This is a genomic window from Micromonospora sp. KLBMP9576, from assembly GCF_050941805.1.
In the GTDB taxonomy this organism is placed as follows: domain Bacteria; phylum Actinomycetota; class Actinomycetes; order Mycobacteriales; family Micromonosporaceae; genus Micromonospora.
In genome coordinates this window covers 6,352,939-6,371,633 of record NZ_CP194567.1, presented here as the reverse complement: position 1 = coordinate 6,371,633, position 18,695 = coordinate 6,352,939, and the positions used below count along the sequence as shown (strand labels likewise).

Here is an 18,695-nt window from a genome sequence, read left to right as displayed (position 1 = left end):
GACGAGAGACGGGAAGGGCGCCGCCCCGGCGGGGACGGCGCCCTGTCGCACTCAGCGGATCCGACCGCTGCCGGGCCGCGTCAGCGGGTCTCGACCGCCGTGCCGTCGACCGACGACTTGCCGTTGCCGGCGGTCGTGGAGGCGGAGCCGAGCTTCGCCAGCAGGCCCGCCAGGTCGATGCCGGTCAGGTCGCTGCCGAGCTGGAGCCCCTGGGCGACGTTGCCCGCCACCGACTTGGTCAGCGCCGAGGCGCCGTCGGTGGAGATGACGGTCATCTTGTCGATCGCGCCGATCGGGGCGCTGGCCGCCTCGACGACCTGCGGCAGCACCTTGACCAGCAGGTCCAGCACCGCGGCCTCGCCGTACGCCGCGAAGGCCTCGGCCTTGCGGGCCATCGCGTCGGCCTCGGCCTGCCCCCTGGCGAGGATGGCCGCGGCCTCGGCCGTGCCCTCCCGCTCGACGGCCTCGGCGATCGCGGAACGGCGGCGCTGTTCGGCCTCGCCCTCCTTGGCGCCCTCGATCGCGTTGGCCTCCGCCAGCGCGGCCCGGCGGGCCCGCTCGCCCTCACCGGTGAGCCGCGCCTGCTCGGCGGAGGCCTGGGCGGCGGCGATGACGGACTGACGCTGCGCGTCGGCGTTCAGGACGGCCGCGTTGCGGGACGCCTCGGCCTCCTGCTCCACCTTGTACCGGGCGGCGTCGGCCGGCTTGCGTACCTCGGTGTCGAGCTGGCGCTGCTTGAGCTCGGCGTTGCGCTCGGCGACCTTCTGCTGCTCGGAGAGGATCGCCTGGTCCCGCTCGGCCTGCGCCAGCGGGCCGGCGGCGGCGGACTTCGCCTTGGCCGCGTCGATCTCCGCCTGGATGGAGGCCTGCTTCAGCGACAGGTTCCGGTTGGCCTCGGCGATCGCCTCCTCGGCGAGCAGCCGCTCCTGCTCGGCCTGCTGCCGGGCCCGCGCCTCGGCGATGGCCGCGTCCTTGAGCACCCGGGCCGCCTCCGGCCGGCCCAGGTCCTGGAGGTAGGAGCCCTCGGCGAGGATGTCCTGGAGCTGGAAGGTGTCCAGCACGAGGCCCTGGTTGGTCATCGAGTGCTCGGCCTCCTCGGCGACCGCGCTGGCGAACGCCGCCCGGTCCCGGATGACCTCCTCGACGGTGAGCCGGCCGACGATCGAGCGCAGCGCGCCGGCCAGCACCTCCCGGGTGAAGTCCTCGATCTCGTCCTGCTGGTGCAGGAAGCGCTGCGCGGCGGCGCGGATCGCGTCCTCGGTGCCGCCGACCTTGACGATCGCCACGCCGTGCAGGTCGGCGCGGATGCCCTGCTTGCTGACCGCGCCCTTGATGCCGACGTCGATCCGCCGGCTCGACAGGTCGAGGGACTGGAGCTTCTGCACCACGGGCAGGACGAAGACGGACGCGCCGAGCACGACCTTCTGCCCCGAGTTGTCGGTCGACCGGCCGCCGTCGGCGGTCTGCGTGGTGCGGCCCCTGCGGCCGGTGACGATGAACGCCTCGTTCGGCCCGGCGACTTTGATCCGGGAGAGCACGAAGAGCACGAGCAGGAGGACGAGGAGGACCGCTCCGCCGATGGCGATGAGAAGGGGCATGTGACCGTCCTGTTTCTTTCGAAGGGGTTCAGTAGGTCTCGACGTGCACGCTGGTCTCGCTGAGCGCCTCGACCACGAAGATCTGGGCGCCGACCGGGATCGGTCGGTCGGCGCGGGCGTTGAGCTTGACCGGCTGACCGGCCACCCGGACCCGTACCTCGCCGTAGCCGTTGACGGGCACCGGGGTGACCACCAGGCCGAGGGCGCCGACCAGGTGCTGGCGGGTGGGGGTGGGGTCCGTGCGCATGTCGCGGGCGGCCCGGCTCAGCCGGGACGTGGCCCAGGCCGTGGGCACGGCGGCGGCGACACCGCCGGCCAGCGCCACCGCGATCATGCCGGGGGTACGCCCGCCGACCAGCTCGTTGACGATCGCGGCACCGAAGCCGAGCGCGCCGGTGAACCCGGCGACCGCCTCCACCGACACCGGGCCGTCGAAGTCCGGATTGGCGAGATGGAACAGCTCGGCACCGAGCAGGGCGAGCGCCAGCACCGCGATGCCCGCGCCGCCGATGATGAGGAAGATCAGCGTCCCCGTGGCCACGGCCCGCACGGTATCGGTGTTGCGCAACGCGGGACGGGGCGTCCCCCGCTCAGCGGGGCGCCACGGAGATGACCATGTCGGCGCCCAGCACGGCCGGCAGCGCCCGGCGCGCCCGTTCGCGCCCGCCGAGGTCGACCAGCACCATCTCGTTGCTGCCACGGTCGCGGTGCAACAGCCGGTCGTCGGCCACCCACACGGCGTCGGCGGCGGGGGCCGGACCGATCACCCGCCCGGTCGCCACCTCGGCCAGCAGCGGCCCGTCCTGGCCCTTGAGCACCACGAGCCGCCCGTCGGGCGACCACGACCAGGGGCCGGCGGGGTCACCCGGTACGGGCACGAACCGGGTCGGCCGGCCGTTCGTGGCCGAGAAGAACTGCACCCCCCGCCGCGCGTGCGGCCGGGACTCCGCCAGCGGGGATCCGGGGGCGGTCTGCTGGAGCGCGACGTGCCGGCCGTCCCGGCCCCAGGTGAAGAAGCAGTGGTCGGTGCAGAGATACCGGTCGGTGTCCACCGGGAAGGTGCGGTAGGCGCCACTGGCGGCGGTGAGCACACCGAGGGAGAACCCGCCGCTTTCCTCGTCCAACAGGGTCAGCGCCAACCGCCGGCCGTCCGGCGACCAGTGCGGGTTCATGATGTGGTTGCCCGTGCGGATCCACCGGACCGTTCCGGAGCGCAGGGCGAGGAGCCCGATCTCGCCCCTGCGCGCGTGGTCGACGACGGCGGCGATGCCGCCTCGGGGCGCCGCCCACACCTGCTCGTAGCGCCTGTCGGGGGCGGCGTACCGGCCACGGTCGCGGTCCAGCGCGTACCCCTGCTCGGCGGGTTCTCCCGTGGAGGTGGCGCCCGTGAGCACCCAGTCGCCGGGAAGCGTCAGCACCGCCCGCGTCCAGTCGCCGGCCGGCGCGCGAGCGGCGGTCCCGGCGGACGGAGTCGCCGGGGCCGCCGCCGGGGTGCCGGCCGGTGCCCAGGAGCCGGTTTCCCGGGCTTCGCCGGGTCGCAGCCAGAGGTACGACCCGCCCAGGGCGACCAGCACCGCGAGGGCACCCCCGGCGACTGCCGAGCGGCGCCGACGACGCGGCACCGGCCCGCGCGGGTCCGCTCGACGCGGCAGCCCTGCGGGCGGCGCCGGGCGACTGCCCCGTTCGTCGCCGACCGTGGGCTCCGCCTGGGTCTCTTCCGGCACCGGCCACCTCCGACAGCTTGCCGCCACGCCGGCCGTCGGGCGCGGCCAGCGTCGGCAATCTAGCTCCTGACCGGCTCTGGCGACGCCCCGATACCGGCATCGACGTGAGTCCGTGGCCCCCGGACCCCGCCGCCCGCCCTGCGCGGCGGCGCCGGCACGGCGTAGAGAATGGGGGGATGCGCTGGACCGTGCTCGACTCCCCCATCGGCGAGTTCTCCGTGGCCACCGACGGGCACCACGTGTGCCGCGCCCAGTTCGGCCGGGCCGGGGGAGCCGTCGAGGAACCGGGCGACGAGGTGGCCCGGCGGGCGGTCGCGGAGCTGCGGGCCTACTTCGCCGGTGAGCTGACCGACTTCACGGTGCCGCTGGCGGCGCCCGGCGGCTCCGACTTCGAGCGGGGGGTCTGGCGGGAGATGACCGGCGTCCCGTACGGGGAGACGCTCACCTACGGCGAGGTGGCCCGGCGCCTCGGCGACCGGGGTGCCGCCCGGGCGGTCGGGGTGGCCTGCAACCGCAACCCCGTTCCGGTGCTCGTGCCGTGCCACCGGATCGTCGGTGCCGGCGGCAAGCTGGTCGGCTTCGGCGGCGGCCTGGACCGCAAGGTGACGTTGCTGGAGTTGGAGGCCGGGGTGGCCCTGCGCCGCGCCTGGTCGTGACGGACGCGCCGGCGGCGGTCGTGGCGGCGCCGGCTCGTGTCGTCGAAGCGCGGAGCACGACAGGTTGTCGACGGTGCACTCACCGGCGATCAGTCGGGTGCGGGGAGACATCCGCCGTCGGGCTCTACCCCGTGTGACGTCGGTGGTCCCGGGACGTGCGGCGGGGGCCGGGTCCACCAGGACCCGGCCCCCGCCAACGGTGGTTGTCGGTTGCGTCAGCTCGCGACGTCACCGGCGATGAACGCCTCGACGGCGGCGTGCGCGTCGTGGTCGGCGTACTGCACCGGCGGGGACTTCATGAAGTACGACGAGGCCGACATGATCGGGCCGGCGACCTTGCGGTCCAGCGCGATCTTCGCGGCCCGGACGGCGTCGATGATGACGCCGGCCGAGTTCGGCGAGTCCCACACCTCGAGCTTGAGCTCGGCGTTGAGCGGGGTGTCGCCGAAGGAACGGCCCTCCAGGCGGATGTACGCCCACTTGCGGTCGTCGAGCCACGGCACGTGGTCCGACGGGCCGATGTGCACGTCGCTCTTGCTCATCTCGTGCGGGATCTGGGACGTCACCGACTGGGTCTTCGAGATTTTCTTCGAGACCAGCCGCTTGCGCTCCAGCATGTTCATGAAGTCCATGTTGCCGCCGAAGTTGAGCTGGTAGGTGCGCAGCAGCTCGACGCCCCGGTCCTCGAACAGCTTCGCCAGCGCGCGGTGCACGATGGTGGCGCCGACCTGGCTCTTGATGTCGTCACCGACGATCGGCAGGCCCGCGTCCTCGAACTTCTTGGCCCACTCCGGGTCGGAGGCGATGAAGACCGGCAGCGCGTTGACGAAGGCGCAGCCGGCGTCGATCGCGGCCTGGGCGTAGTACTTGGCGGCCTGCTCGGAGCCGACCGGCAGGTAGCAGACGACGACGTCGACCTGCGCGTCACGCAGCGCCTGCGCCACGTCGACGGGGGCGGCGTCGGACTCCTCGACGATCTCACGGTAGTACTGGCCCAGACCGTCGAAGGTCGGACCGCGCTGCACGCTGACGCCGGTCGGCGGCACGTCGCAGAGCTTGATGGTGTTGTTCTCGCTGGCGACGATCGCCTCCGCGAGGTCCATGCCCACCTTCTTGGCGTCCACGTCGAACGCCGCGACGAACTCCACGGCGGAGACGTGGTAGTCGCCGAAGGCGACGTGCATGAGACCCGGGACGCGATCGTTCGGGTCGGCGTTCCGGTAGTACTCGACGCCCTGAACCAGGGACGAGGCGCAGTTACCCACACCGACGATGGCGACGCGGACGGAGCCCATAGCGTCTGCCTCCTTCTTTTCTGTCACGGCCGCTCTTTCCTGGTCTCTCCAGGCGGAGGCGGGCTGTTGTCTTCTCGTCGGCCACCGGCCGTCCCGATGTCCGGGACCGTCGGGGCTCGGCCGGAGCGCTCGTTGGCAATGAGCTCCTCCAGCCAGCGGACCTCGCGCTCACAGGCGTCAAGGCCGTGGCGCTGTAGTTCCAGGGTGTAGGCGTCGAGGCGTTCGGCCGCCCGGCCGATCACGTCGCGAAGCCCTTCGCGGCGTTCCTCGATCTTTCGTCGGCGACCCTCCAGGATGCGCAGGCGGGTCGCCTGGTCGGTCCGGGCGAAGAACGCGAAGTGCACGCCGAACCCCGTGTCGTCGTACGTCTCGGGCCCGGTCTGTGCGATCAACTGGGCGAAGCGTTCCTTGCCCTCCGCAGTGATCTCGTAGACCACCCGACCACGTCGGCTGGTCAACGCGGGAGCCTCCTCGGGGGTGGCGGGCGCGTCGGCAGCCTCGGTGATCCAGCCCGCCGCCTGCAACCGGCGCAGGGTCGGGTAGAGCGAGCCGTAGCTGATCGCCGCCCTGATCGCGCCGAGCTTGGCGGTCAGCTCCTTGCGCAGCTCGTAGCCGTGCATCGGAGACTCCTGCAGGAGACCGAGAATGGCGAGCTCGAGCACTGACCATCCCCTCTGTACCCTGCATCCGAAGCGGAGGACCGCTGCGATGTATCGGACCGATACATCGCACGCTAGCGGATCCCCCCGGTCCGGGCAAACTCCCGCTCCGAGATCCATCGGTCACGCATCGTCACCGTGGTCGCCCCGTCCGGCGAGACCGCGTACCCTTCTCCGCATGCGTACGCAGCGCCAGGTGGTCGACTACTCGCTTCGGAAGCGGGCGTTGCTGCGTGAGCTACTCGCCGGCCGGGTCGGCACGTACGACGTCTGCGACGCCTCGCCCTACCTCAAGAACGCGGCCCGCTTCCACGGCGAGCCCACCGAACAGCGCTGCCCCATCTGCCGGAGCGAGAACCTGACTCACGTCCACTACATTTACGGTGACGAACTCAAGCAGTCCGCCGGGCAGGCCCGGACACTGGCCGAGTTGCCGGCGCTGGCGATGACGATGCGTGAGTTCCAGGTCTTCGTGGTGGAGGTGTGCCTCGGTTGTGACTGGAACCATCTCATCGAGCAGTACCTGCTCGGCCGGGACGGGCTGGTCGGCGGCCCCGAGAGCGGGTCGGACCAGGGCGGGGCGGCCGTCTCGGACACCGGCACGGGCGGCCGACGGAGGCGAGAGGCGCAAAGGTGATCTTCGCTCGATCGGCAGGCCCCGGCCAGCAGGCGCACACCGGGGGGGACCGACGGATCGTTGGTCTGATTAGCCCGATTGATTTGCAAGTGGCACCCGGTCGACCGGCACGACGTGTCGCACTCGACCGGTGTCCCATCTCACGGCAACCGGTGGCGGCGCAGCAGCGCCCCGCCGCGACGGCAGGGTGTGAGGAATGAACTCGTACGGCGATTCCAGTTCCACGCGCGGGCGGGCCCAGATTCCGGGCCAGCACGGCAGCCCCGGCGGTGACGCCTCCGGGGACGGCTGGTCGGCTGCACAGGAGGGTACGTCACCCGGTGGTCGCGCCCCGGTCGCGCCCCGGGCCGCCGGCGGGCGCGCCTCGGTCGGCGGTTCGGCGGCCGTTCCGCCGCGCGTCGCCGGTTCGGCGTCGGCGGCCGTTCCGCCGCGTGCCGGCTCCGCCACCGGTGCGGCCTCGGTGGGTTCCGCCTCCGTCGGCCGGGCCGGGCCGGGCCGGGCCTCGGTGCCGGTTCCGCCGGCGCCCGGCGCAGGGCGGGCGGGCGCGGGCCGCGCGTCGGTGCCGGTCTCCCCGGCGGCCGGCGGGTCGGCCGGGCGCGCCTCGGTGGGTTCCGCCGCCGTCGGCGCCGCCTCGGCGGGCCGGGCCAGCGTCGGGTCGGCGGCCGTCGGTGGCGTCAGCGGCCGGGCCACGGCGCGGGCGAGCGTCTCGCCGTCCGCGGGCGGCCCGGGCGGTCCCGGTGGGCCCGGCGGCCCCGGCCGGCGCGCGCGCGGCGCGGGTGACCCGGGCGGCGCGGCGCGGGCGAAGAAGCGCAAGCGGATGAACCTGGCGATCGCCAGCTTCGCCGTCATCATCATGCTCGCCGGGCTCGGCGTGGTCGGATTCACCTACTACTCGACGAACGTCGTCCTGCCCGACGAGGTGCCGCTGCCGCTCTCCACCACGATTCTCACCAGTGACAAGAAGGCCCAGGTGGCCCGGCTGGGTAACGAGAACCGCACCTTCGTCACGATCAAGGACATCCCCGAGCACGTCCAACACGCCGTGGCGGCGGCCGAGGACCGGAACTTCTACAAGCACTCCGGCGTGGACTACAAGGGCATCGTCCGGGCGGCCTGGAACAACCTCAGCGGCGGCGACAAGCAGGGCGCCTCGACGATCACCCAGCAGTACGCCCGCAACGCGATCGAGAACCTGAAGGACGACAGCTACGCCCGGAAGGTCAAGGAGGCGATCTTCGCCTCGAAGCTGAACGAGAAGTACGGCAAGCCGCAGATCATGCAGCACTACCTCAACGTGATCTATTTCGGGCGTGGCGCGTACGGCATCGAGGCGGCCGCGCAGACCTACTTCAAGAAGCCGGTCAGCAAGCTCACGGTCGCCGAGGGCGCGGTGCTCGCGTCCCTGATCAAGCAACCGCAGTCCACCGCGACCCACAAGGGCTACGACCCCGCGTCCAACCTCGTCCAGGCCAAGGACCGGTGGGACTACGTGCTCGGCGGCATGGTCGAGGAGGGCTGGCTGAACGCCGCGGACCGGCCGACCGCGTACCCGAAGGTGCAGCCGGTGGCCGAGGACGGCAACGGCTTCGGGGTGAAGAGCCCCCGGGGCAACGTCGTCAACTACGTCCGCCAGGAGATGGAGCAGTGGGGACTCTGCTCCGACTCGGGCGCGGCGGGCAAGCCGACCTGCGTCGACGAGCTGCGCACCGGCGGCTACCGGATCACGACCACCATCAACGCCAAGATGCAGCAGGCGCTGGAGGAGGCCGCCCAGCCGGACCGCAAGGGCTCCGTGCTCTACGGGCAGCCGAAGAACCTGATGGCGGCGGCGGTCTCCATCGAGCCGAAGTCCGGCAAGGTGCTCGCCTACTACGGCGGTGACAGTGGCGCCGACTTCGACTACGCCGGCAAGAACACCAACACCAACGGCGACATCGTCGGGGGTCACCCGCCGGGCTCGTCGTTCAAGGTCTACACCCTGGCCGCTGCCATCGACGAGGGCATCTCGGTCAAGTCGCGCTGGGACGCCACCCCGTTCAAGCCCGAGGGCTTCAAGGACAAGGTGCAGAACGCCGGCCGCAACGCGACCTGCGGCAAGTCCTGCACGTTGGAGGAGTCGACCATCAAGTCGTACAACGTGCCCTTCTTCCACCTCACGGAGAAGATCGGCCCCGACAAGGTGGTCAACATGGCGAAGCAGGCCGGCGTCAGCACGATGTGGACAGTCGACCCGCCCCAGCCGTTCAACCTGGCGAAGGAGAAGCCGGAGGACCTCGCGCCGAAGAAGTTCGACCGGGTGGTCGGCTACGGCCAGTACCCGATCACGGTGCTCGACCACGCCAACGGGCTCGCCACCCTCGCCAACGACGGCAAATACAACAAGGCGCACTTCGTCCTCTCCGTGGAGCGGCAGAACAAGTCCACCGGCAAGTGGGAGAAGGTTCCCGGGACGGGCGAGAAGCTCAACCCGCAGCAGCGCATCAAGCGGGAGGTCGCCCAGGAGGTGACCGCGGTGCTGAAGGAGATCCCGGAGAACAACAACGCCGGGCTGGACGGGCGGGACGCGGCCGGCAAGACCGGCACCTGGGAGCACAACGGCACCCCCCGCAACGCGCACGCCTGGATGGTCGGCTACGACGACAACGTCGCCACCGCGGTCTGGATCGGCAGCCGTGACACCAGGAAGCCGACAATCGTCGACAAGCAGAAGAACGACATCGGCGGCAGCAGCTTCCCGGCCAAGCTCTGGAAGCGCTACATGGACGACGCGCTGAAGGGCAAGGACAAGTCGGACCTGCCGAACGTCACCGGGGCCGGCGACGACAAGGCGGGCAACGGCGAGGAACCCCCGCCGCCCCCGCCGACGCCGGGCCAGCCGCCCTGCGACCCGACCGGCCTGTTCTGCCCGACCACGCCGGGGGGCCCGACCACGCCGGGCGGCCCGACGATGCCGGGTGGCCCGACGGATCCGCGGCCGGGAGGCCCGGATCCCCGGCCCGGTGGCGGCAACGGCGGCAACGGCGGCAACGGCGGCAACGGCGGCGGGCTGTCGCCGAGCACCAGCCCCAGATCAGACGACGACTGAACGACGAACGCCGCCGGCGGCCGGAGCACCCTTCCGGCCGCCGGCGGCGTTTCGCGTACCGACGTGTCGTGATCGGGAGGGGACGGGGAGGCCCCGCGTACGGCAGGATGCACCTTCATGAGCACGCAGTCGACGCGAGGCATCGACGACGCCGGTGCCCCTGACCATCCGTCCCGCTCCGACGGCTTCGTCCGGGGCCTCTCCGGCGCGATCGGCGGCCCGCTGGGCGACCACGCCGTGGCGCTGGACCGGCCGACCGGGCGGGAGAGCCGGTTCTGGACGGCGGCCCGCATCGTCCTGGCCCTGACCTGCCTGACCCTGGCGCTGCACTGGGTGCAGAAGTCTCCCTGCCACGACGGTGCCTGGCAGAACAACACCCAGTACACCCGGTTCTGCTACACCGACGTGCTGGCGCTCTACTACAACGAGCGGCTCAACGAGGGCGCGGTGCCCTACCGGGACCACCCCGTCGAGTACCCGGTGCTCACCGGGTACTTCATGGGAGCGCTCGGCCTGCCCGTGCACGCCGTCGGCCAGAACGACCCCGGGATCAACCAGGGCGAGTGGTTCTATCACCTCAACGCGCTGGTACTCGGCGCGCTGGCGGTCGCCACGGTGGCGGTCATCCTCGCCCTGCGCCGCCGCAGACCCTGGGACGCCGCGCTCTTCGCGCTCGCCCCCGCGCTGATGCTCACCGCCACGGTCAACTGGGATCTGCTCGCCATCGGCCTGGCCGCGTTCGGCCTGTTCGCCTGGGCCCGCAGCCGGCCCCTCGCAGCCGGCGTCCTGCTCGGCCTCGCCGGAGCGGCGAAGATGTGGCCGCTGTTCATCCTCGGCCCGATCCTGGTGCTGGGGCTGCGCGCCGGGCGGCTCCGCGCCGCCCTCACCGCCTTCGCCGCGGCCCTGGTCGCCCTGGTCGCCGTGAACCTCCCGGTCGCCATTCCCTACCGAGAAAACTGGGACCGCTTCTTCGAGCTGAACTCGACGCGGGCGATCGACTGGGGCACGCTCTGGTACATCGGGCGCTACCTCGACGGCAAGGTCGGTGGCGGCACCGGGCCCTTCGAGTGGCTGAACGTCAACATCCCGACCCTGAACACCCTGTCGTACGTCCTGTTCGGGCTGGCCTGCCTCGGGGTGGGCGTGCTGGGGCTGCTGGCCCCGCGCCGGCCACGCCTGGCCCAGCTCGCGTTTCTCGTGGTCGCCGCGTTCCTGATCTTCAGCAAGGTGTGGTCGCAGCAGTTCGTGCTCTGGCTGCTGCCGCTGGTGGTCCTCGCCCGCCCGAAGTGGGGCGCCTTCCTGGCCTGGCAACTGGCCGAGGTCTGCTACTTCGTGGCGTTCTACGGTGAGTTGCTCGGCACGTCGACCGGCAAGCCGGTCTTCCCCGAGGGCGTCTTCGTGTTGGCGTCGACGCTGCGCCTGGCCACCGTGGTGCTGCTCTGCGTGCTGGTCGTGCGGGAGATCCTGCGGCCGGAGTCCGACGCGGTGCGCCGCACCTACGCCGACGACCCGGACGGCGGGCCGCTCGACGGTGCGCCGGACGCACCCTGGCTCGACCGCTGGCGCCGCCGCCGCGAAACCCCCGCCGAGCTGGCACCCGTCTCCGCCTGACAGTTTGCCGCGCCGGCCGTCACGGGATCACTCCGGACGGCCGGCGGCGGCGGATCAGAGGCGGTAGACGACCACGTCGCCGATCTCCTCGCGGGTGATGCCCAGCCCGTCGACCGGCGCGTCGACGGTGACCTCCCACGGCGTGCCGGCGATCTGGTCGCGTACCAGCAGCACGTTGCGGACCCCGAGGACGCGCAGGTAGTCGACGCTGGTCTGGTCGGGGAAGGAGAGTGTCACCCGGCGCACGTCGTCGAGCTGTCGCGGCGTGAAGCCGCTCCCGCCGTTCACCACGTCCTGGAACTTGCTGGTGGTCCAGAGCATCACCGGCTGGTCGAGGTTCTGGCTGCTCGGCAGCACCAGCATCGGCCCGTCCACGGTCCGCATCGCGGCCGGCTGGGTCGGCACGATCGGGTGCGGCGTCGAGTTCAACCCCTCGCCGATCACCAGCACCAGCGGCAGCAGGGTGGCCAGTCGCAGCCACGGGCTCGGCCAGGACGGGATCCGCGCGGCGGAGATCTCCCGGACCCGGGCCGCGAAGGCGCTGACCGCGCCCGCCGCGAGCAGCCCCAGCAGCAGCGTCGTCCACAGCATCAGCCGGCCCGGCGTACGTAGGCCGTTCCAGCCGGGCACGTACTCGAACAGCGGCACGTAGGTGAAGGTGCCGTCGAAGAAGCGGGTACCCATGGCGAGCGCCATGGTCACCACCACCCCGGCGAGCAGCAGCAGCCGGTGGCGCAGCTTCCAGACCGAGAAGAAGAGCCCACCGGCAGCGAGCGCGTAGAGCACGAAGCCGGGCAGCAGAGTCATCTCCGGATGCCAGGGCAGCGCCGCCCGGGCTCCCTCGTGCAGGTCGCCCCAGATCCGCGACTCGGCGGGCGCGGTGAAGAAACCGCTCACCGGCGGGGAGTAGACCTTGATGTCGCCGATGACGCGTTCCGCGTTCGGGTGGGCCTCCGCCACGGTGAAGAACGGAATGGCCAGCAGCACGCCGACGCCGGCGAAGAGCAGGCCGCCGACCAGGTCCGCGATCAGCAGCCGGCGACCGAACGGGCGCTTGACCGGCCGGATCACCCACCGCCGCAGGAACCACGTGACGGCCGCGACCAGCACGGCCCCACCGAGGAAGTACGCGAACGGCAGCCCGATCCCGAACCCGAGACTGAGCTGCCAGGCCGCGACCAGCCACCCGGTGTAGACCCAACCGTCGTGCCGGCGTTCCGGACGGTAGCCGTGCCGCAGCGACCAGCCGTGCCCCCGGGCGAGCATCGCCAACGCGAGCGGGATCCCCCCGTTGGAGATCACGTGCAGGTGGCCGGCCTGCGCCAGCAACCAGGGCGCGTACGCGAAGCTCGTCCCGGCCACCGCGGCGCCGATCCGGCCCGCCCCGAGCTGCCGGGCCAGCGCGTATGCCCCGAGCGTGGCGAGCGCGTGGGCCAGCACGAACATGATGTTGTACCGGAGCACGGCGGCTTCGGGGCCGGTGCCGATCATGCCTGCCGGGGCGTACCCGAGCAGGGTGTCGGAGAAGGCGAAGCTCCAGTTTTCCGGGAAGAACGCGTTCGACTGCCAGAGCTGTGCGGGATTTGTCAGCAGGATGTGCCCCGACCAGGCCATCTGCCATGCCTGGAGGCTGGGGTCCCAGTAGTCCTGCGGCAGCGTGTGCAGGGGATAGCGCAGAGTGGGCCAGGTCAACAGCGCGGCCAACGCCAGCGAGGCGAGCGTCGCGAGCGTCCACTCGTGGACCAGCAGCCGGCCGATCCCCCTGGTGCCGGCCCGGGCGGCACGCCCGAGCAGGGAGGGCTTCGGTTCGGGGGCGGACGCGAAGGCCTCCCACCGGTCCGGCTTCCCGTCCTTGCTCGCCCCGTCGCCCTTCTCGCCCTGTCCGGCCTTGTCGGCCTTGTCGTCCTTCTCGGCCTTGTCGTCCTTCTCGGCCTTGTCGTCCTTCTCGGTCTTGTCGTTTCCGGTGCCGGTCGGGTCGGCACTGCCCTTTTCGGCGGCGGGACCAGCCGGGGCGCCGTCGGCCCGCCCGGCGTCACCTGTCCTGTCGGCGGGGTCGGCCTTCGGGGCGGCCGGACCGGGCGGGGCGGCCCTCTCGGAGCCGGCCCGGCCGGGAGGTGGCGCGCCGGTGGGTTCGCCCGGCGGGCCCGGAGCGGGGCCGGGGCTGCCCGGGGCACCGGGGCCGGGCGGCGCGGAGCGCCCGGCGTCGTCGGGGCGGGAGCCGCCGGCGGGGGACTGCTGGGTCGTCATGCCGCCGGGCTCCCCGCGCCCAGCCGGTCACGCAGGAAGGCGATGTCGGCGCCCTGACCGTCGACCCCACCCGGGGTCTCGACGATGACCGGCGCGCCGGCCGCGCGGATGACCGCCACCACCAGCTCCGGGTCGATCGTGCCGCCGCCGAGGTTGTCGTGGCGGTCCTGGCCGGAGTTGAACGCGCCCTTGGAGTTGTTGGCGTGCACCAGGTCGATCCGTCCGGTGATCGCCTTGACCCGGTCGACCAGCCCGAGGAGTTCCTCGCCGCCGGCGTGGGCGTGGCAGGTGTCCAGGCAGAAGCCGACCTCGTAGTCGGCCACGGCGTCCCAGAGCCGGGCGAGCGCGTCGAGCCGGCGGGCACACGCGTTGTCGCCGCCGGCGGTGTTCTCGATCAGGACCGGCACCTCGAAGCCGCCGGAGTCCGCCGCGTACGCGAAGGTCTTGCGCCAGTTGTCGAAGCCGACGGCCGGGTCGTCGCCTGCGCCGACGTGCCCGCCGTGCACGATCAGCCCCTTCGCGCCGATGGCGGCAGCCGCCTGGGCGTGCCCGAGCAGCAGCTTGCGGCTGGGGATCCGGATCCGGTTGTTGAGGGTGGCGACGTTGATGACGTACGGCGCGTGCACGTAGAGGTCGACCTCCGCGGCCAGCAACTGCTTCGTGTCCTCCCGCGGCTTCGGTGCCTTCCACCCCTGCGGGTCGGAGAGGAAGAACTGCACGGTCTCGGCCCCTCGGGCGGTCGCCTCCGCCATGGGGTCGGTCGAATCGACGTGGGCTCCGATACGCATGCACGGGAGCCTACGTCGCGTCGCCGACAGCCGGGGACGACGGCGCTGGCGGTGCCGCGCGTCACCTGCCGCCGCCGACGGTCGTTGCTGCGGGTGGGACCCACGGTCGCCGCCGCCCGTCCCGCGACGGCCGCCGGCCGGCTCGCCGGGGACCTGTGGCACCACCCGGAGCGGGGGCGCCCCGTCGCGCGGCCCGGCGCGGCGGGGCCCGACCGGACCGGAGCAGGTGGGAAATTTATCGGAGATTTCCGTCTTTTCCCCCAACAAGGTGCAAGTGCTGTTGTAACGTCAGGTAACAACACGATAAAGCTCCGCGGGGCGTCTTCGGTCCAACCTCATCGGTGTGGTCGTTCCTCCCCAGGTCCCACCCAAGGAATGCGGACGGGACGCCCCGCGGCCTCGTGCACGGGGGCTCGCACCGACAGCGAAGTCGGTGCGGGCCCCCGTCGCCTTGGTCCGGTCGGACGGGTCCGGCCGGCCGCCCGGGCATGATCGTCCGGACCGGGTATTCTGGTCCGGTTGTCCGCGTCCGAACGGGTTCCCCCGGGGGCGTGGGCCACGACGCACGACCTCCTGCCACGGAAGGCCCGTGGCCGCTTAGCCCACAGGAGGTGAGCACGTCTTGCGTCATTACGAGATCATGGTGATCCTCGACTCCAGCCTCGAGGAGCGCACCGTCGCCCCGTCCCTCGACACGTACCTGAACGTGATCCGGACCGCGGGTGGCTCGGTTGAGAAGACCGACGTGTGGGGCCGCCGGCGCCTCGCGTACGAAATCAACAAGAAGACCGAAGGCATCTACGCGGTCATCGACCTGCAGGCGACGCCCGCAGCGGTGGCCGAGCTGGACCGTCAGTTGCGGCTCAACGAGTCCGTGCTGCGCACCAAGGTCATCCGTCCGGAAATGCGCTAACAAGCATTCAACCCGGTTCATCCGGATCAGCTTCGTCGGCTCTGTCACAGGGCTCTGAGAGCCTGTACGACAGAACTGATGAGTGCGCGAGGAGATGGTCATGGCAGGAGACACCACCATCACGGTCATCGGCAACCTGACCGATGACCCCGAGTTGCGGTTCACCCCCTCCGGTGCGGCGGTCGCCAAGTTCCGGGTCGCTTCGACGCCCCGGTTCATGGACAAGGCCTCCGGCGAATGGAAGGACGGCGAGCCGCTCTTCCTGGCGTGCACCGTGTGGCGGCAGGCGGCGGAGCACGTCGCCGAGTCGCTCCAGCGGGGCGCCCGCGTGATCGTCTCGGGTCGGCTGCGTCAGCGGTCGTACGAGACGCGCGAGGGTGAGAAGCGCACTGTCATCGAGCTCGAGGTCGACGAGATCGGCCCGTCGCTGCGCTACGCCACGGCGAAGGTGCAGAAGATGTCCCGCTCCGGCGGCGGTGGCGGCGGCTTCGGCGGCAGCGGTGGTGGCGGTGGCCAGGGCGGCGGCGGAGGCAACTTCGACGACCCCTGGGCCTCGGCCGCGCCGGCAGCACCCTCGCGTAGCGGTTCGGGTGGCGGCAATTTTGATGAGGAGCCCCCGTTCTAATGGCGCAGAGCGCCCGCGATCGCAAACCAGGAGCACGAGCAATGGCCAAGGCCGCTGCACTTCGCAAACCTAAGAAGAAGGTGAATCCGCTCGACAAGGACGGGATCACTTACATCGATTACAAGGACACCCCGTTGCTGCGCAAGTTCATCTCCGACCGCGGCAAGATCCGCGCTCGACGGGTGACCGGCGTGACCTCGCAGCAGCAGCGGCAGATCGCCCGTGCGGTCAAGAACGCCCGTGAGATGGCGCTCCTGCCGTACACCGCCACGGCCCGCTGAGAGGAGGCACCGATATGAAGATCATCCTGACCCAGGAGGTGTCCGGCCTCGGTGCCCCCGGCGACATCGTCGAGGTCAAGAACGGCTACGGCCGTAACTACCTGATGCCGCAGGGCTTCGCGATCCCGTGGACCAAGGGTGCGGAGAAGCAGGTCACGGTCATCAAGCGGGCGCGTTCGGCCCGGGAGATCCGCGACCTCGGCCACGCCAACGAGGTCAAGGGGCAGCTCGAGGGCCTCAAGGTCAACCTGAAGGCCCGCGCCGGTGACGGCGGTCGGCTCTTCGGCTCGGTCACTCCGGCCGAGATCGTCGACGCCGTCAAGGCCGCCGGTGGCCCGACCCTCGACCGTCGTCGGCTGGAGCTGTCCGGTCCCGTCAAGTCGACCGGTTCCTACCCGGTGCGGATCAAGCTGCACCCCGAGGTGAGCGCCAAGTTCGACCTCCACGTCGTTCAGGGCTGACATCTCGACCCAGCACCACGGCAGGGCCCGCACCGGTCGGTGCGGGCCCTGTTCGCTCGTGCGGGCGGTGGCGGCTGGCGTCAGCCGATCGGCTGCCCGGTGACCGCGCTGATCAGGACCGTCGAGAGACCCCCGCCGACCACGGACGCCGCCAGCGCGATGCTGGCCGCCCGCCACGTTCCGGCCCGACGCAGCAGCAACGCCACGACCAAGCTGCCGGCCAGCGCCCACCCGAAGCGCGGCAGGCCCGACGCCAGGGAGCCGAGGGCCCGTGTCCGGGGCGAGGGGCAGCCCCCTCCGCTGACGTCCGTGACGCAGCCCGCCGGCACCTGCCCGTCCAGGGTGAACAACCAGATGAAGACCAGCACTGCCGGCACCAGGTAGCAGCCCAGCGTGTAGAGCAGTGGCCGCCAGGATCCACCCGGGTCGGGATCGAGCAGGTCGTCCCCGATCCGCCGGGCCGAGGCACCCCTACCGGGCCGGTCGCGTACGGCCGCCGTCGACGCACCGGCCGGCGTGGCGACCCGCCGTCCCGGCGCCGCACGCCGCGCGGCATCCGCCGCCGACGGCGGATCCATCCACCGGGGATCGTCACCCGCCAGCCGGGTGTCGGACCAGAAGCCCTCGTTCTGGTCGCCCCGCTCCGGCCAGGACCACCCCTGCACGCCCCCGTCGGAGCCCGGCGGCGAGGTCCGGTCCCACCCGTCGTCGTGGGAGTTGCGCTCCCAGCGACCCGGGCCGTCGCCCCGGCCCCACGGGCCGGTGCCGTGGCTTCGGTCCCACGGGCCGGTGTCGTCGGTGCGGCCCCAGGAGCCGGCGTCGGCACGGCCCCACCGGTCCGCCTCGCCGGTCGGCAGCCACGCCTGCACCCCCGACGCGTCCCACGCGTCCACGACCGGCGGATCGGTCGGCGGCGTACCCCGTGGTGGGCTGCGCGGCTCCCAGGGGTCGACGGCCGGCACGTCCTGCGCCGCCTGGCGCTCCTCGCGGGCGGGCCGGGTGGCCTCCCACCGCGGTGCGGGCCCGGGATCCCCCGCCACCCCCGGGCCCCACCAGGTGCCGCGCGGATGCTCGGACGGCGGGCGCGGCGTCGCCACCTCCGGGACCGGGGCGTCCTCGGCCCGCCGTCGCCCGGCGTAGCCCCGATCCTGGTGGGGGCTGCCGAACGTCCACTCACCGGTGTGCTCCGACTCCGGGACGCCCGCCGGGGCCTCGCGCCAATGCGTCTCGTCGACCCACCGCCGACCGCTCGTGGTCCCGGTGTCCCGCCGGGCGGCATCGGAAGCCGAACGGCCGGGCGCGAACCGCGGCTCGCCGCCGGGCGCGAACCGCGGCTGCCCGCCGGGCGCGGCGTGCCGGCCGCCACGGTCAGCGTCGTGGACCCCCGACTCCACCGCCCACTGCGGTAGGTAGCTGTCGACCGGCTCCCGCTGGCCGCGCTCGGCGGCCCGGCGCCGGCTCGGCGTGCGGTGACGAGCGGGAGTACGCGTACCACCGGGGTCACCGGCTGCCGGGTCGGCGGGATCGTGCCAGGGCGCGGCCGGCCGTCGCTCGCGCGGGCCATCCTCTCCGCGTGCCCAGTCCCGGTTACTCACGGCCGAGCGTGACCCTTCTCAACCGATGGCGCATGGCGCTGCCCAGATGTAGCCGTTCGCTGGAGATGGTACGGGACGTTCGAGTCAGCAGTTTGACCGAAAACTTTCCGTCCACAGGCTGTGGATTGTGTTTACGCAGGTCAGAGGGCTGCACCCGGGAATTCCCCAGCCGTTGTCCACAGGCTGTGCACACCCTACGCACATGCTTGCCCGGCTGCGTCCACAGGTTGTCCAGAGGCTCGTCCACCGCGGTGGTTGAGGGGCTGACCTCGGGTTCCGTAGGGTGGGCCCCCGACCGGCCGTGCGACCACCCCCAATCGACCGGCAGGTCGAGGGTGTCGTACCTCGACGGTAGGGCTGAAACCGGATCCGACGCAGTGGAGGGGGACCAGTGTCGGTCACCGACGACAGGCGGGCGGACTCGCGACCGGGTGGGGGGCAGGCTTCCCCGCCGCCGCAGCGGGACGGTCAGTTCGACAAGACCCCGCCGCAGGATGTCGCCGCCGAGCAGTGCGTCCTG

At 72.1% G+C, this 18,695-nt stretch carries 16 protein-coding genes; 8 read left to right on the top strand and 8 right to left on the bottom strand.

Annotation, left to right across the window (positions count from 1 at the left end; translation table 11 throughout):
• Positions 1 to 80: 80 nt before the first annotated feature.
• The 3 genes from ACQ452_RS28400 to ACQ452_RS28390 are packed head-to-tail and all read right to left on the bottom strand — an operon-like array spanning position 81 to position 3,322.
• Positions 81 to 1,598 carry a flotillin family protein gene (locus ACQ452_RS28400; protein WP_433388878.1) on the bottom strand — a complete coding sequence of 506 codons (1,518 nt, stop codon included), beginning with the start codon at positions 1,596 to 1,598 and terminating at the stop codon, positions 81 to 83.
• A 28-nt stretch (positions 1,599 to 1,626) separates the two neighbouring features.
• Positions 1,627 to 2,148: a hypothetical protein gene (locus ACQ452_RS28395; RefSeq protein WP_433394479.1), complete on the bottom strand. Its 522-nt coding sequence runs from the start codon at positions 2,146 to 2,148 to the stop codon at positions 1,627 to 1,629.
• Positions 2,149 to 2,188: 40 nt separating this feature from the next.
• Positions 2,189 to 3,322 (bottom strand): TolB family protein, encoded by a 1,134-nt coding sequence (locus ACQ452_RS28390; protein WP_433388876.1) that lies wholly within the window; start codon positions 3,320 to 3,322, stop codon positions 2,189 to 2,191.
• 176 nt (positions 3,323 to 3,498) lie between these two features.
• On the opposite strand from ACQ452_RS28390, the gene ACQ452_RS28385 reads away from it, so the two are divergent.
• On the top strand, positions 3,499 to 3,978 hold the full coding sequence (locus tag ACQ452_RS28385; protein ID WP_433388874.1) for a methylated-DNA--[protein]-cysteine S-methyltransferase: 480 nt from the start codon (positions 3,499 to 3,501) through the stop codon (positions 3,976 to 3,978).
• Positions 3,979 to 4,193: 215 nt separating this feature from the next.
• Here ACQ452_RS28385 and ACQ452_RS28380 read toward each other — a convergent pair whose 3' ends face one another.
• Both ACQ452_RS28380 and ACQ452_RS28375 read right to left on the bottom strand, forming a co-directional pair.
• Positions 4,194 to 5,273: an inositol-3-phosphate synthase gene (locus ACQ452_RS28380; RefSeq protein WP_433388872.1), complete on the bottom strand. Its 1,080-nt coding sequence runs from the start codon at positions 5,271 to 5,273 to the stop codon at positions 4,194 to 4,196.
• 23 nt (positions 5,274 to 5,296) lie between these two features.
• The gene (locus ACQ452_RS28375) at positions 5,297 to 5,935 is read right to left on the bottom strand and encodes a PadR family transcriptional regulator (RefSeq protein WP_433388870.1); all 639 of its coding nucleotides are present in this window, start codon (positions 5,933 to 5,935) and stop codon (positions 5,297 to 5,299) included.
• A 175-nt stretch (positions 5,936 to 6,110) separates the two neighbouring features.
• Here ACQ452_RS28375 and ACQ452_RS28370 point away from each other — a divergent pair, with 175 nt between their 5' ends.
• The 3 genes from ACQ452_RS28370 to ACQ452_RS28360 all read left to right on the top strand — a co-directional run bounded on the left by ACQ452_RS28370 (position 6,111) and on the right by ACQ452_RS28360 (position 11,265).
• A complete protein-coding gene (locus ACQ452_RS28370; protein WP_433388868.1) occupies positions 6,111 to 6,569 on the top strand; it encodes a DUF5318 domain-containing protein in 459 nt (152 codons plus the stop codon).
• 196 nt (positions 6,570 to 6,765) lie between these two features.
• A complete protein-coding gene (locus ACQ452_RS28365; RefSeq protein ID WP_433388866.1) occupies positions 6,766 to 9,654 on the top strand; it encodes a transglycosylase domain-containing protein in 2,889 nt (962 codons plus the stop codon).
• 117 nt (positions 9,655 to 9,771) lie between these two features.
• Positions 9,772 to 11,265: a glycosyltransferase family 87 protein gene (locus ACQ452_RS28360; protein WP_433388865.1), complete on the top strand. Its 1,494-nt coding sequence runs from the start codon at positions 9,772 to 9,774 to the stop codon at positions 11,263 to 11,265.
• Positions 11,266 to 11,319: 54 nt separating this feature from the next.
• Here ACQ452_RS28360 and ACQ452_RS28355 read toward each other — a convergent pair whose 3' ends face one another.
• Together ACQ452_RS28355 and ACQ452_RS28350 are read right to left on the bottom strand one after the other, a co-directional pair.
• On the bottom strand, positions 11,320 to 13,512 hold the full coding sequence (locus ACQ452_RS28355) for a hypothetical protein (RefSeq protein WP_433388863.1): 2,193 nt from the start codon (positions 13,510 to 13,512) through the stop codon (positions 11,320 to 11,322).
• Entirely contained in the window at positions 13,509 to 14,300 is a 792-nt protein-coding gene (locus ACQ452_RS28350) for a deoxyribonuclease IV (RefSeq protein WP_433388861.1), read from the bottom strand. The genes ACQ452_RS28355 and ACQ452_RS28350 overlap by 4 nt, the downstream gene beginning before the upstream one ends.
• A 622-nt stretch (positions 14,301 to 14,922) precedes the next feature.
• Here ACQ452_RS28350 and rpsF point away from each other — a divergent pair.
• The 4 genes from rpsF to rplI all read left to right on the top strand — a co-directional run bounded on the left by rpsF (position 14,923) and on the right by rplI (position 16,580).
• Positions 14,923 to 15,213: a 30S ribosomal protein S6 gene (gene rpsF / locus ACQ452_RS28345; protein ID WP_091453967.1), complete on the top strand. Its 291-nt coding sequence runs from the start codon at positions 14,923 to 14,925 to the stop codon at positions 15,211 to 15,213.
• An 82-nt stretch (positions 15,214 to 15,295) separates the two neighbouring features.
• The gene (locus ACQ452_RS28340) at positions 15,296 to 15,838 is read left to right on the top strand and encodes a single-stranded DNA-binding protein (RefSeq protein WP_433388859.1); all 543 of its coding nucleotides are present in this window, start codon (positions 15,296 to 15,298) and stop codon (positions 15,836 to 15,838) included.
• Positions 15,839 to 15,879: 41 nt separating this feature from the next.
• Positions 15,880 to 16,119, top strand: coding sequence for a 30S ribosomal protein S18 (rpsR, locus tag ACQ452_RS28335; RefSeq protein WP_433388857.1), 240 nt, complete (start codon positions 15,880 to 15,882; stop codon positions 16,117 to 16,119).
• A 14-nt stretch (positions 16,120 to 16,133) separates the two neighbouring features.
• Positions 16,134 to 16,580, top strand: coding sequence for a 50S ribosomal protein L9 (gene rplI / locus ACQ452_RS28330; RefSeq protein WP_433388856.1), 447 nt, complete (start codon positions 16,134 to 16,136; stop codon positions 16,578 to 16,580).
• Positions 16,581 to 16,660: 80 nt separating this feature from the next.
• Here the strand turns inward: rplI and ACQ452_RS28325 are convergent, their stop codons facing one another.
• Positions 16,661 to 17,974, bottom strand: coding sequence for a hypothetical protein (locus ACQ452_RS28325; protein WP_433388854.1), 1,314 nt, complete (start codon positions 17,972 to 17,974; stop codon positions 16,661 to 16,663).
• Between the last annotated feature and the right edge of the window lie 721 nt (positions 17,975 to 18,695).